At 65.6% G+C, this 13330-nt stretch carries 10 protein-coding genes; all 10 read left to right on the plus strand.

Translation table 11 applies throughout. The features are described 5' to 3' along the window. The first annotated feature begins 28 nt into the window (after nt 1-28). Nucleotides 29-460, plus strand: coding sequence for an ATP-binding protein (locus E4P29_RS04075; protein WP_135042189.1), 432 nt, complete (start codon nt 29-31; stop codon nt 458-460). Beyond that, complete coding sequence (locus E4P29_RS04080; protein ID WP_032368200.1) at nt 460-1245, plus strand: SigB/SigF/SigG family RNA polymerase sigma factor; 786 nt, start codon at nt 460-462, stop codon at nt 1243-1245. The genes E4P29_RS04075 and E4P29_RS04080 overlap by 1 nt, the downstream gene beginning before the upstream one ends. Before the next feature lie 49 nt (nt 1246-1294). Further along, entirely contained in the window at nt 1295-3295 is a 2001-nt protein-coding gene (locus tag E4P29_RS04085) for an alpha/beta fold hydrolase (protein ID WP_135042191.1), read from the plus strand. A 9-nt stretch (nt 3296-3304) separates the two neighbouring features. Further along, on the plus strand, nt 3305-5974 hold the full coding sequence (locus tag E4P29_RS04090; protein ID WP_135042193.1) for a valine--tRNA ligase: 2670 nt from the start codon (nt 3305-3307) through the stop codon (nt 5972-5974). Next, the gene (locus E4P29_RS04095) at nt 5975-7405 is read left to right on the plus strand and encodes a folylpolyglutamate synthase/dihydrofolate synthase family protein (RefSeq protein WP_135042195.1); all 1431 of its coding nucleotides are present in this window, start codon (nt 5975-5977) and stop codon (nt 7403-7405) included. Beyond that, nucleotides 7402-7791, plus strand: a complete 390-nt coding sequence (locus E4P29_RS04100; RefSeq protein ID WP_135042197.1) for a DUF4233 domain-containing protein — start codon at nt 7402-7404, stop codon at nt 7789-7791. The genes E4P29_RS04095 and E4P29_RS04100 overlap by 4 nt, the downstream gene beginning before the upstream one ends. Before the next feature lie 67 nt (nt 7792-7858). Then, a complete protein-coding gene (ndk, locus tag E4P29_RS04105) occupies nt 7859-8278 on the plus strand; it encodes a nucleoside-diphosphate kinase (RefSeq protein ID WP_027497557.1) in 420 nt (139 codons plus the stop codon). Nucleotides 8279-8765: 487 nt separating this feature from the next. Continuing rightward, on the plus strand, nt 8766-12347 hold the full coding sequence (locus tag E4P29_RS04110; RefSeq protein WP_135042199.1) for a translation initiation factor IF-2 N-terminal domain-containing protein: 3582 nt from the start codon (nt 8766-8768) through the stop codon (nt 12345-12347). A gap of 233 nt (nt 12348-12580) precedes the next feature. Next, nucleotides 12581-12892, plus strand: a complete 312-nt coding sequence (rplU, locus tag E4P29_RS04115; protein WP_027497555.1) for a 50S ribosomal protein L21 — start codon at nt 12581-12583, stop codon at nt 12890-12892. Nucleotides 12893-12951: 59 nt separating this feature from the next. Further along, nucleotides 12952-13215, plus strand: coding sequence for a 50S ribosomal protein L27 (gene rpmA / locus E4P29_RS04120; protein ID WP_027497554.1), 264 nt, complete (start codon nt 12952-12954; stop codon nt 13213-13215). Nucleotides 13216-13330: the final 115 nt, after the last annotated feature.

The raw sequence follows: 13330 nt of genomic DNA on the forward strand, positions 1-13330 counted from the left end.
AACTGCTTGGCGACGATGGGAAGTGCGGATGGCTGGGGTCAGCAAGATCGAAGAACTGGAGCGAGATTCCGGTGCACCGGTCGAGCTGAGGGTGCGCGCCGAAGCCGACCAATTGCCGGTGGTCCGGGCCGTCGCGGAGACTCTCGTGGTGCTCAGTGACTTCACTCTCGACGACATCGCCGACGTGAAACTCGTCGTCGACGAGGTGTGCTCCCAGCTCATCAAAGGTTCGGTTGCCGACGCCGAACTCTCGTGCAGGTTCTCCGTCAACGATGCCGGGATCCGAATTGTCGTGACGTCCACGCTGACTCCGACGTCGGTCCCGAAGCAGGACAGCTTCGGCTGGCACGTACTGCAGACTCTCGCAGACTCCATCGAACTCCGCGCCGACGACGCGATCGACGACGTTGCCGGCCGCATCGTCGCGATCGACGTGGTCAAGCGGAGGAGCAAGGTCTAGTGCCGGTGCCGCAGGAACGAAGCACACGGCGAGAGTCCGATGATTACAGCGACGTGGTCGCGCTGATCCAGCAGATGCAGGCGCTGGACGAGAATTCACCGCAGCGTTCCGTGCTGCGTGACCGCATCATCACGCGCTGCCTCCCTCTGGCCGAACACATCGCGCGCCGTTTCGGTGGGCGCGGTGAAGCGCACGAGGACCTCTTGCAGGTGTCCAGGCTTGGGCTGGTCAATGCAGTCGACCGGTTCGATATCGAACGGGGGTCGGACTTCGTCTCGTTCGCCGTCCCCACCATCATGGGCGAAGCCCGTCGCTACTTCCGCGACGCCGGCTGGTCGGTACGAGTGCCGCGACGCATGAAAGAGCTGAACTCGATGATCTCGCAGGCGGTGGGATCGTTGTCGCAGAAGCTCGGCCGCGCCCCGACCGCGAGCGAAATCGCCGCCGAACTCGGAATCGACGTCAAGGAAGCATCGCAGGCACTGCTTGCCCGCAGCGCGTATCAGACCGTGTCGGTCGATTCGGTGGTCAGCGAGGATCGCCTCCCGTTGATGGACACGCTCGGTGCCGACGACCCGGAACTCGAGAAGATGGAAAGCTACCTCGCCGTGCGTCCGGCACTGGAGAAGCTGCCCGAGCGCGAGCGTCGCATCGTGGTGCTCCGGTTCTTCGGATCGATGACTCAGACGCAGATCGCCGAGAAGGTCGGAATTTCGCAAATGCACGTGTCGCGAATTCTGGCGCGCACGCTCGCTCAGTTGCGTGAGGATCTCGGCGAGGACTGAAGCGGGCACAGCCGACGCGGAACGATCTGTTGCCACTACTGTCGTTCGCATGAGTGTCTACGACAACATCGACGAGTACATCGCGGCCCGACGTGTCACGGGGTTGGCGGTGGATCGGAGTGGTTCTCGTGCGGTCGTTGTCGTTGCTGCTCTGAGTGATTCGCGTACCGAGTACCGAACGTCGCTGTGGGAGATCGACGTGGACGGACGTTCTCCGGCGCGGCGAATCACCCACGGCGAGCTGGGCGAGAGCGCGCCGGTGTTCACCGCGTCCGGGGATCTGATGTTCTCGCGCCGCTCCAGCGACGAGGATCCGGCACAGTTGTGGATACTGCCCGCCGCCGGCGGTGAGGGCCACGTAGTCGAGACCCGGTCGGCGGGAATCGGTGACGTGCGATCGGCTCGGTCCGTCGATCGGTTCGCCGGCTTTTCGCCGGTGTTCGGCTCGTCCACGACAGACGAGGACGACGACGGCCTGCGTACCGAGCGCAAAACGAACAAGGTGGATGCGATTCTGCACACCGGTGTGCCGGTGCGTTTCTGGGATCACGATCTCGGTCCCGCAACCCCGCATCTGTTCGCAGGCGAGACGGAAGCCGACCTCGAGTCGGTACCACTGCGTGATCTGACGCGTGATGCGGCCGGCGCTCTTCGGGAAGCGGCCTTCGACATCAGCGCCGATGGCACTTTCGTCGTCTCCACGTGGTCGGTGCCCGGCCCGCTGGCAACCGTCCGCACGATACTGGTGCGCATCGACACCGAGTCCGGAGAACGGACCACGATCGTCGACGACGCGGATGCCGACCTGGGTGCACCGGCCATCTCGCCCGACGGCCGCGCCGTCGTGTTCGTCCGTGAATCGATCTCGACTCCCGAACGAGCTCCACGAATGACGTTGCAGCAGTACGAGTTCGGTACGGACTCCGTCACCGATCTCGCACCGGGCTGGGATCGATGGCCGATCGGTCCGGTCTGGCTGCCGGACGGGTCGGGTGTGTTGGTCACCGCGGACGACGACGGCCGGTCACCGATCTTCGTGATCGAGGCGGGTGCGGAGCCGCGTCGTCTGACGCATACCGACGACGCGTACACGCACGTCCACGTGTCTTCGGACGGCACCCGAGTATTCGCTGTGGCCGCGTCGTATTCGGCCGCCCCGCACCCGGTCTCGATCGACCTGTCCGACGGCACCGTGGTCGACCTCGACGCCGGAATCGACAACGGCCCGCTGCCCGGCACGTTGACCGAGATCGAGACCGTCGTCGAGGACGGCAGTCGAGTCCGAGGATGGCTGGCGCTGCCGCACGGTGTGTCGGACGATTCGCCCGCGCCGCTGCTGCTGTGGGTGCACGGTGGCCCGCTGGGTTCGTGGAACACGTGGTCCTGGCGGTGGAACCCATGGCTGATGGTGGCGCGAGGGTACGCGGTGCTGCTCCCGGATCCGGCGTTGTCCACCGGCTACGGTCAGGACTTCGTGCAGCGTGGTTGGGGCGCGTGGGGCAGTGCCCCGTTCACCGATCTGATGGCGTTGACCGATGTCGCGATCGCCCGAACCGACATCGACGACACGCGCACCGCCGCGATGGGTGGATCGTTCGGCGGGTACATGGCCAACTGGATCGCCGGGCACACCGACCGATTCGCCGCCATCGTCACCCATGCGAGTCTGTGGGCGATGGATCAGTTCGGCCCGACGACCGACGCACCGTGGTACTGGGCGCGAGAGATGTCGCCCGAGATGGCGGTGGAGAACTCTCCGCACCTGTTCGTCGCGGACATCTCGACGCCGATGCTGGTCATCCACGGTGACAAGGACTATCGCGTGCCGATCGGCGAGGGCCTGCGGTTGTGGTACGAACTGCTCAGCGAATCGGGATTGCCCGCCGACGATGACGGCAACACCGAGCACCGGTTCCTCTACTTCCCCGGCGAGAACCACTGGATTCTGACGCCTCAGCACGCCAAGGTCTGGTACGAGGTGGTACTGGCATTTCTGGCGGGCCACGTCCTGGGTGAGAGCGCGTCGATGCCGCGAATACTGGGCCACTAGAATCGACCGGTGACCAGTTCAGCGCCAGAGACCCCAGACAACCCAGCCGACCGTTTGCCCAAGAGCTGGGACCCCAGCGAGGTAGAGGCCGAGCTGTACCGGGGTTGGGTGGATGCCGGTTACTTCGAGGCCGACGCCACCAGCGACAAGCCGCCGTACTCCATCGTGCTGCCGCCGCCCAACGTCACGGGCAGTCTGCACATGGGCCACGCTCTCGACCACACGTTGATGGACGCGTTGAGCAGGCGCAAGCGCATGCTCGGGTACGAGGTGCTGTGGCTGCCGGGAATGGACCACGCGGGCATCGCCACGCAGTCGGTGGTGGAGAAGCAGCTCGCCGCCGACGGAAAGACCAAGGAAGAGTTCGGTCGCGAACTGTTCATCGACAAGGTCTGGGACTGGAAGCGTGAGTCGGGCGGCACCATCGGCGGCCAGATGCGTCGTATCGGCGACGGTGTCGACTGGAGCCGTGAGCGATTCACGATGGACGACGGCCTGTCCGAGGCCGTACAGACCATGTTCAAGCGCATGTTCGACGACGGTCTGATCTACCGCGCCGAGCGGCTGGTCAACTGGTCGCCGGTGCTGCAGACGGCAATCTCCGACATCGAGGTGAAGTTCGAGGACGTCGAGGGCGAACTCGTCTCGCTTCGATACGGGTCGCTGGACGACTCCGAACCGCACGTCATCGTGGCCACCACTCGAGTGGAGACGATGCTCGGCGACACTGCTGTGGCGGTGCATCCCGACGACGAGCGTTACCGGGCTCTGGTGGGCACCACCCTCGAGCATCCGTTCACCGGACGACGGATTCCGATCATCGCCGACGACTACGTCGATCCCGAATTCGGTACCGGCGCAGTGAAAATCACTCCGGCGCACGATCCCAACGACTTCGAGATGGGCGTTCGGCATTCACTGCCGATGCCGTCGATCATGGACAAGGCCGGCCGGATCGCCGATACCGGAACGCAGTTCGACGGTATGGACCGGTTCGAGGCGCGGGTCAAGGTCCGTGAGGCGCTGGCCGAGCAGGGTCGAGTGGTCGCCGAGAAGCGCCCGTACCTGCACAGCGTCGGACATTCCGAGCGCAGCGGTGAGCCGATCGAGCCGCGTCTGTCGCTGCAGTGGTGGGTCAAGGTCGACACCCTGGCAAAGGCGGCCGGTGACGCAGTCCGCGACGGCGACACCGTCATTCATCCCAAGAGTCAAGAGCCGCGCTGGTTCGCCTGGGTCGACAACATGCACGATTGGTGCATCTCGCGTCAGCTGTGGTGGGGCCACCGAATTCCGATCTGGTACGGCCCCGACGGCGAGACGGTGTGCCTGGGACCGGGGGAGACCCCACCGGAGGGGTGGGAGCAGGACCCCGACGTCCTCGACACCTGGTTCTCGTCCGGCCTGTGGCCCTTCTCGACGATGGGCTGGCCGGAGGCCACTCCCGAACTGGAGAAGTTCTATCCGACCGGTGTACTCGTCACCGGTTACGACATTCTGTTCTTCTGGGTCGCCCGGATGATGATGTTCGGCACCTACGTCGGAGCCGACGACGCCATCACCGCAGGCAAGCAGGGTCCGCAGGTTCCGTTCCGAGATGTCTTCCTGCACGGACTGATTCGCGATCAGTTCGGCAAGAAGATGTCCAAGTCTCGGGGCAACGGCATCGATCCACTCGACTGGGTCGACCGATTCGGCGCGGATGCACTGCGGTTCACGCTGGCCCGCGGCGCCAACCCGGGTGCCGACATGTCCGTCGGCGAGGACCACGCGCAATCCTCGCGCAACTTCGCCAACAAACTGTTCAACGCCACCAAGTTCGCACTGATGAACGGCGCTGCGCCGGCCGAGCTCCCGTCGCGCACCGCACTCACCGACGCCGACCGTTGGATCCTCGACCGGCTCGATCAGGTTCGAGCAGAAGTGGATTCGGCGTTCGATCGTTACGAGTTCAGCAAGGCGTGCGAGGCGCTGTACCACTTCACGTGGGACGAGGTGTGCGACTGGTACCTCGAAATCGCGAAGGTGCAATTTGCCGACGAGGGCATCGCCGACTCCACCCGTGGGGTTCTCGGGAACGTGCTCGACGCGGTGCTGCGCCTGCTGCACCCGGTGGTCCCGTTCGTGACCGAGACCCTGTGGAAGGTGCTGACCGGGGGAGAGTCCCTGGTGGTCGCCGCCTGGCCGACCCCTGCCGCCGATCCAGCGGACCCTGTTGCCGCGCAACGCATCGACGACATGCAGCGCCTCATCACCGAAATTCGCCGGTTCCGCAGCGACCAGGGGCTCAAGCCCTCGCAGAAGGTCGCCGCTCGGATCGTGGGAGTGGGCGACGCAGACCTGGAGGGCCAGATCTCGGCGGTGACCTCGCTGGCCCGGTTGACCGAGCCGGGCGAGGACTTCGCGGCGACGGCATCGGTGGAGGTCCGTACGAGCAAGGCCACCGTCCTCGTCGAACTCGACACTTCGGGCACAGTCGATCTGGTCGCCGAACGTGCGCGACTGGTGAAGGATCTCGCCGCTGCCGAGAAGGAATTGGCCCAGACGACCGGCAAACTGGGCAACGAGGCATTCGTGGCCAAGGCGCCGGATGCGGTGGTGGACAAGATCAGAACTCGTCAGACGATCGCTCGCGAAGAGATCGCGCGCATCGGCGCACGCCTCGAAACGATGGGAAGCTGAGTGACCGAGCCTGACGACGCCCTGCCGTCACCACCGCCGACCCCGGTCGACCTGGCCGAGCTCGCACTCGTCGAGGCCGAGCTCGACAAGCGTTGGCCCGAAACGAAGATCGAGCCGTCGACCGCCCGCATCTCGGCGCTGATGGACCTGCTGGGATCGCCGCAGAAAGCGTATCCGTCCATTCACGTGGCCGGAACCAACGGCAAGACGTCCGTCACCCGCATGATCGATGCGTTGCTCACCGCCTTCCATCGGCGTACCGGCCGCACCACCAGTCCGCATCTGCAGATGGCCACCGAGCGGATCAGCATTGACGGCCGTCCGGTGTCGCCGCGCATCTACGTGGACACCTACAACGAGATCGCACCGTTCGTCGAGATGATCGATGCACAGTCCGAGGCCGCCGGCGGACCGCGGATGAGCAAGTTCGAGGTTGTCACCGCCATGGCGTTCGCGGCCTTCGCCGAGGCGCCGGTCGAGGTCGCCGTCATCGAAACCGGGCTGGGCGGCCGCTGGGATGCCACCAACGTGGTCGACGGTGAGATTGCCGTCATCACCCCGATCGGTCTCGACCACGTCGAATTCCTCGGGGACGATCTGTCCACGATCGCGGGGGAGAAGGCCGGCATCATCAAGAAGGCACCGGAACTACTCGTGCCACGGGACACGGTGGCCATCCTCGCCAAGCAGGAACCCGAGGTCTCCGAAGTCCTCCTTCGTGCGGCGGTGCAGGCAGACGCAGCCGTGGCGCGGGCGGGATCGGAATTCACCGTTCTCGGCCGGCAGATAGCCGTGGGCGGGCAACAGCTGGAGTTGCAGGGGTTGGGTGGTGTCTACACCGACATCTTCCTGCCGTTGCACGGAGAGCACCAGGCGCACAACGCCTCTCTCGCTCTCGCAGCAGTCGAGGCGTTCTTCGGGGCGGGCCCGGACCGTCAACTCGACCAGGACACCGTGCGCCAAGCCTTTGCGACCGTGGTCAATCCCGGTCGACTCGAGCGAGTACGCAACGCGCCCACAGTGTTTCTCGATGCCGCGCACAACCCGCACGGGGCCGCTGCATTGGCAGCTGCCCTGACCGACGAATTCGACTTCCGCAAACTCGTCGGAGTCGTCAGTGTCATGGCGGACAAGGACGTCGGCGCGATTCTCGAGGCATTGGAGCCGGTGTTCGACGACATCGTCGTCACCCACAACGGGTCCGGTCGAGCGATGGATGTCGACGCGTTAGCCGATATAGCCGTGGCCAAGTTCGGCGACGAGCGTGTCGTGGTGGCACCAACGCTGCCCGATGCGCTCGAAACGGCGATCGGGTTGGCCGAAGAAGTGGCCGAGCCCGGCGAAGCCGTGTCCGGTGCCGGGGTCGTCGTCACCGGCTCGGTGGTGACCGTGGGCGCAGCGCGCACGTTGTTCGGAAAGGATCCCGCGTGAGCGAAGCAGAGTTTCGACCACCGACAACCGACCCGTGGAAGGGATTTCGCGGTGTGTCCGCGGGCACACTGGTACTGGAAGCGATCGTGACTCTTCTCGCTCTTCCGGTCGTGGCGACTCTCGGCGGCGGCGCAACGTGGTTCTCGACCATCTATATCGTGGCGCTCGCCGTGGTGATGATTCTGGCCGCGGGGAAACAGGGCGAACCCTGGGCGATGAAGCTCAACCTCGCGTTGCAGTTCTTCGTGATGGCCGGGGCAGTGTTCCATTTGTCCATCGGCGCCGTGGGCCTGATCTTCCTTGCCGTGTGGCTGTATCTGCTCTATCTGCGCCGGGACATCACCGAACGCATTCGACGCGGCATGCTGCCCGGGCAACGCGACTGACACCGGACCGGTCGGTTGGGGCCATGCGCCGCGCGACCGGGTGCCGGTGTCCATTACTGTCGTCGACGTGACCGATCGCACCCTAGTACTGATCAAGCCAGACGGAGTTGCCCGGCGTTACGTAGGAGAGATCCTCGGCCGCGTGGAGAAGAAGGGTCTGAGCATCGTCGCCCTCGAGCTCAAGACCGTCTCTCGCGACGTGGCCTCGGCTCACTACGCTGAGCACGAGAGCAAGCCGTTCTTCCCCGACCTCCTCGAGTTCATCACCTCCGGGCCTGTGGTGGCCGCGGTTCTCGAAGGCCCCCGTGCCATCGAAGCCTTCCGTCAGATCGCCGGCGGCACGGATCCGGTTGCCAAAGCAGTTCCCGGCACGATCCGAGGTGACCTGGCCCTCGACGGTCAGCAGAACCTGGTACACGGATCCGATTCGGTGGAATCCGCAGAGCGCGAGATCGCCCTCTGGTTTCCCGACCTGACCGCCTCCTAGAAGCCCGTCGCAGAGCACTTCCGCAGTCACGCCGCACCCGCTCGATGTCCGATCGGTGCGGCGTGGCTCGTACGGATCATCGCGTGTGGGATACTCGACGGAGATCGACCCCACAGCACATGTACGTTCACACGCTCCACCTCTGTTCAGCTCCACCGAAGTTCGCTAGAGAAAAAGTGCTCGTGGGATCGATCGGATGACTGTCGTCGACCCGCTGCCCGTCATCGCAGAGTCGCGAACGAGAGACAGGCTCGTTCGCGTTCATGCTTGATGATCAGGCGCTCGGATCGCCGAGACACCACCATCCAGCCAGGCACTGCACACGCCGTCGTCGGCCACCGAGATTCACGAGGTGGCTCAAACGATTTGTGGAGAGCGAGACCGAACAGCTGACGTCCAACCCGACGTGAGTACACAAGGATTGCCCTCGCGTGGCCGCGTCACACCCGATTTCGGATGAACGCGCCCGGGGGCCCGAGGAGACTACGTGGCCGATCAAAGCCCGCCCGAAGATGTACAGAGCACGAACGCAGGAAGTCCGGAGGACACCGACGCGGTGTCGTCCGTGAATTCCGACGCGGCTTCCGTGCAACCCGACACCATCGAATTGCCGACCAGGCTGCGTGTGCATGCCCTGGCGAAAATTCTGGGCGTGACCAGCAAGCAGTTGCTTGTCACTCTCGGTGAGCTCGGCATCGAAGCCCGCAGCGCGCAGTCGAGTCTGAGCCGAGACGTTGCCGAATCGGTGCGCGATTCCGTCAACGGGCCGACCGCACCCGGCCTAGATGCTTCCGTAGCGGAGTCGTCGGCACCGGCTGCGTCGACAGACCAGCAGCCCGAGCCCGCATCGGTCGAGGTCCCGGCCGAGACGGCCCCCTCGCTAGAGGTCCCCGCTGCCGAGGCAACGCTGTTCACCAGCGCGCCCACGGCCGAGCCCGAGGCGGCCCAACCCACGGCCACGACCTTCGCAACGCCGGTGTTCCTGCAGCCGGCCGCGGCAGAGCCCGCAGCAGAATCGGCGGATGCTCCGTCCGAGGCCCCCGCACGGCGTCGACGTAGTCGCAAGGCCGCACCCAAGGACGAGGCACCGTCCGAGGGCAACGCTGCGTCCGACAACAAGGCCACGGACGAGCCCGCCACCGGCGAGTCGCCCGTCGCCGAGAACGTCTCGACGGTCGCCGCCGACACCGTCGCGCAGGACACCGCTGTGTCCGGCGCTCCCGAGTCCGGTGCATCGGATGCGTCGTCCGACGAGTCCGGGGCTTCCTCGGCCGCGGACGGCTCGGGGGACGACGACGACCAATCCCAGCCCCGTCGCCGTCGGCGCGGACGCCGCGGTCGTGGGCGTGGACGCGGAGAGCAGTCGTCCGACGACAACTCGTCCGACGACAACTCGACCGACGAGGATTCGGACGACACCGACTCCGAGACGGACAGCGCCACGTCCGCCGCGTCGGCGGACGGCGAGTCCACCGGAGCGGACGAGTCCGACGATTCCGATGCCGACGAGACCTCCAGCGACGACCAGCCCTCGAGTTCGGGACGGCGTTCGCGTCGCTCGCGGTCACGCGGCCGCGGGTCCGATCGGCAGAACTCCACTACCGACGCCACCGCCGACGCGTCGGACAATCAGGGTGAGGACAATGACGACGAGTCCGAGTCCGGCGCTCAGGACAACTTCGGCGACTCCGACAACGGCGACTCGGACGGAGACGGCTCGAGCCGTCGTCGTCGCCGACGTCGCCGTCGTAAGACCGGAGCCGAGGCCGCGGCAGAAGCAGCTGCCTCGTCCGAGGACGACCCGCCCAACACCGTCGTGCACGAACGCGAGCCGCGCAACAAGAGCCGCGCACCGCGCGACGAGGTGCAGGGCATCTCCGGCTCGACTCGGCTCGAGGCCAAGCGGCAGCGTCGCCGTGACGGCCGCGATGCCGGGCGACGTCGTCCGCCGATTCTGACCGAATCGGAATTCCTCGCTCGTCGCGAATCGGTGGACCGCGTGATGGTCGTTCGCGAGAAGGCCACCCCGGATCATCCGTTGACCACGCAGGTCGCCGTGCTCGAGGACGGCGTTCTGGTGGAGCACTTCGTGACCAGTAGCGCGACCGCTTCGATGGTCGGCAACGTCTATCTCGGCCGTGTGCAGAACGTGCTGCCCAGTATGGAAGCGGCGTTCATCGACATCGGCCGTGGCCGTAACGGTGTGCTGTACGCAGGCGAGGTCAACTGGGACGCCGCCGGTCTCGGCGGAAGCGCGCGCAAGATCGAGCAGGCGCTGAAGCCGGGCGATCAGGTTCTGGTACAGGTCAGCAAGGACCCGGTGGGCCACAAGGGCGCTCGCTTGACGACTCAGCTGTCGTTGGCCGGACGCTTCCTCGTCTACGTTCCCGGTGGCAGTTCCACCGGCATCAGCCGCAAGCTGCCCGACACCGAGCGCAAGCGACTCAAGGAAATTCTGCGCGACATCGTTCCCCCCGAGGCCGGCGTCATCATCAGGACCGCGGCCGAGGGCGTCAGCGAGGAAGAACTCGCGCGCGACGTGACGCGGCTGCAGGCCCAGTGGACCAGCATCGAAGAGCGGTCCGCGAACGCCGAAACAGGCAAGGGCGTGCAGCCGCAGACGCTGTACGAAGAGCCCGACATGTTGGTGAAGGTCATTCGCGACCTCTTCAACGAGGACTTCTCGAAGCTCGTCATCGAGGGCGACAAGGCGTGGACGACCACGTCGAACTACGTGGAAACCGTCGCTCCGGACATGATGGAGCGCCTGCAGCGATACGAGGCCAACGGCAGCTCCGTGGACGTGTTCGCAGCTCACCGCATCGACGAACAGCTGGCCAAGGCCCTCGATCGCAAGGTGTGGTTGCCCTCGGGCGGCACGCTGGTGATCGATCGCACCGAGGCGATGACGGTCGTCGACGTCAACACCGGAAAGTTCACCGGCTCCGGCGGCAACCTGGAAGAGACCGTCACCCGCAACAACATCGAGGCGGCCGAGGAAGTCGTTCGGCAGATGCGTCTGCGCGACATCGGCGGCATGATCGTCGTCGACTTCATCGACATGGTGCTGGAATCGAACCGCGATCTGGTGCTACGCCGCCTGACCGAGGCGTTGGGCCGTGACCGGACCCGTCATCAGGTGTCGGAGGTGACCTCCCTCGGTCTGGTGCAGATGACGCGCAAGAAGCTCGGCACGGGATTGGTCGAGGCCTTCTCCACCACGTGCGAGCACTGCCAGGGTCGCGGAATCATCGTGCATCCGTTCCCGATCGACGCCAAGCCGGACTCCGACGGTGGACGCCCGAGCTCGTCACGTTCGGACTCGAACGGTTCGGGCAACGGCAGCAGGCGTCGACGCGGCAAGGACGCCAAGTCCGATGGAAACGATCGGTCCGACAACACCGAGCGGTCGACGCCGAACGGACAGTCGGGCACGACGGACGGGACCGACCACCCGGTGGTCGACCCGTCGATCAAGCGGGCACACCCCGTGGCCCTGGCGATGGCAGCGCACCACGACGACGTGGTCGCCGATGTCAGCCCCGCAGAGGTCTCGCAGGCACCGTCCGGCACCGCCGGCGACAAGGACGAGTCGGTCACCGTGGTCTCGGCGGAGGACGTGGCTGTCGCGGCAGCGGCGAACGAGGACGCGGACGTCGCGCAAGCAACCGTGGACAGCGCGCAGGCTCACGAGCCGGTGCCGGTTGCAGAATCCGCCGGCGACGGCGGTTCCGCGGATACCGGTGCGACGCAGTCGTCCGACGACGTCCCCGCCCAGCCGGAGCCGGTGGTGGCCACCCCACGACGGGGTCGACGGGTGGCTCGGAAGGCCGCCGCGCCGACCAGTGCTGCGCCGGATGCCGGTGTGCTGATGGTGGTTTCGGCCACTGCAGACGCCGACGATGTTGCCGACGCAGGTCCGGCCGGCGGTGACACGGTGGCCGATTCAGCGCCGCTGACAGCGGCGGCGGAGCAGCCTGTCGAGCAGGTGGAAGTGCCGACCGCACGTCCGCGCAGGAGACGGGCAGCGGCACGTCCGGCAGGCCCGCCGGTGGACATCGATGTGTAGGGGTCGAGGCGGTTTGACCCTGGCCGTCTCTCTGCCGTAACCTTGATAAGTCGCTCCCGGTGACACTGTCTTGTTGTGCCTAGCGGTCCTGCAAGTGGAAACAGTTCTCGAGTGGTTCGGATGCAGTTCGGTCCGGATCGGCCGAATGGGAGCAAGCAAACACGTTTTACCAGACCAGTCGCGGTGCCATGCGCAACGCGAGCAAGTTCGAAGAAGCAAGGGGTAGCCCTCCGATGGCAACGTACGCGATCGTCAAGACCGGCGGAAAGCAGTACAAGGTCGCTGTTGGTGACCTCGTCAAGGTCGAGAAGATCGAGGGAGCGCCCGGCACTGCTGTCTCGCTTGCTCCGGTCCTCGTCGTAGACGGATCCGACCTGACCACAGATGCAGACAAGCTGGCAAAGATCTCGGTCGCCAGTGAGATCGTCGAGCACACCAAGGGCCCGAAGATCCGCATCCACAAGTTCAAGAACAAGACCGGATACCACAAGCGTCAGGGACACAGGCAGAAGCTGACTGTCCTCAAGGTCACCGGCATCAAGTAACCAGGTCTTACCGGACCCGAGTTCTTTTCAGCTGATTCACCCCGAGGAGGGTATGCAACATGGCACATAAGAAGGGTGCATCAAGCTCCCGTAACGGTCGCGACTCGAACGCACAGCGCCTCGGCGTCAAGCGCTTCGGCGGCCAGACCGTAGGCGCAGGCGAGATCCTGGTCCGTCAGCGCGGCACGCACTTCCACCCCGGCGTCAACGTCGGCCGTGGCGGAGACGACACCTTGTTCGCACTCGCTCCCGGCGCAGTCGAATTCGGTGCCAAGCGCGGACGCAAGACCGTGAACATCGTTCCGGTCACTGTAGAGGCCTAGTCCTTCTGCAGCTCGCGCTCACGATGGCCGGCACGGCGGGCAACTGCCCGGGTCGGAAGTCCACCGCGTACGTTCACAGCTCCCGATAGGGGCGGACCAGGGTCACGAGACCGGT

It is taken from the genome of Rhodococcus sp. 1R11 (assembly GCF_004563845.1).
Lineage (GTDB): Bacteria > Actinomycetota > Actinomycetes > Mycobacteriales > Mycobacteriaceae > Rhodococcoides.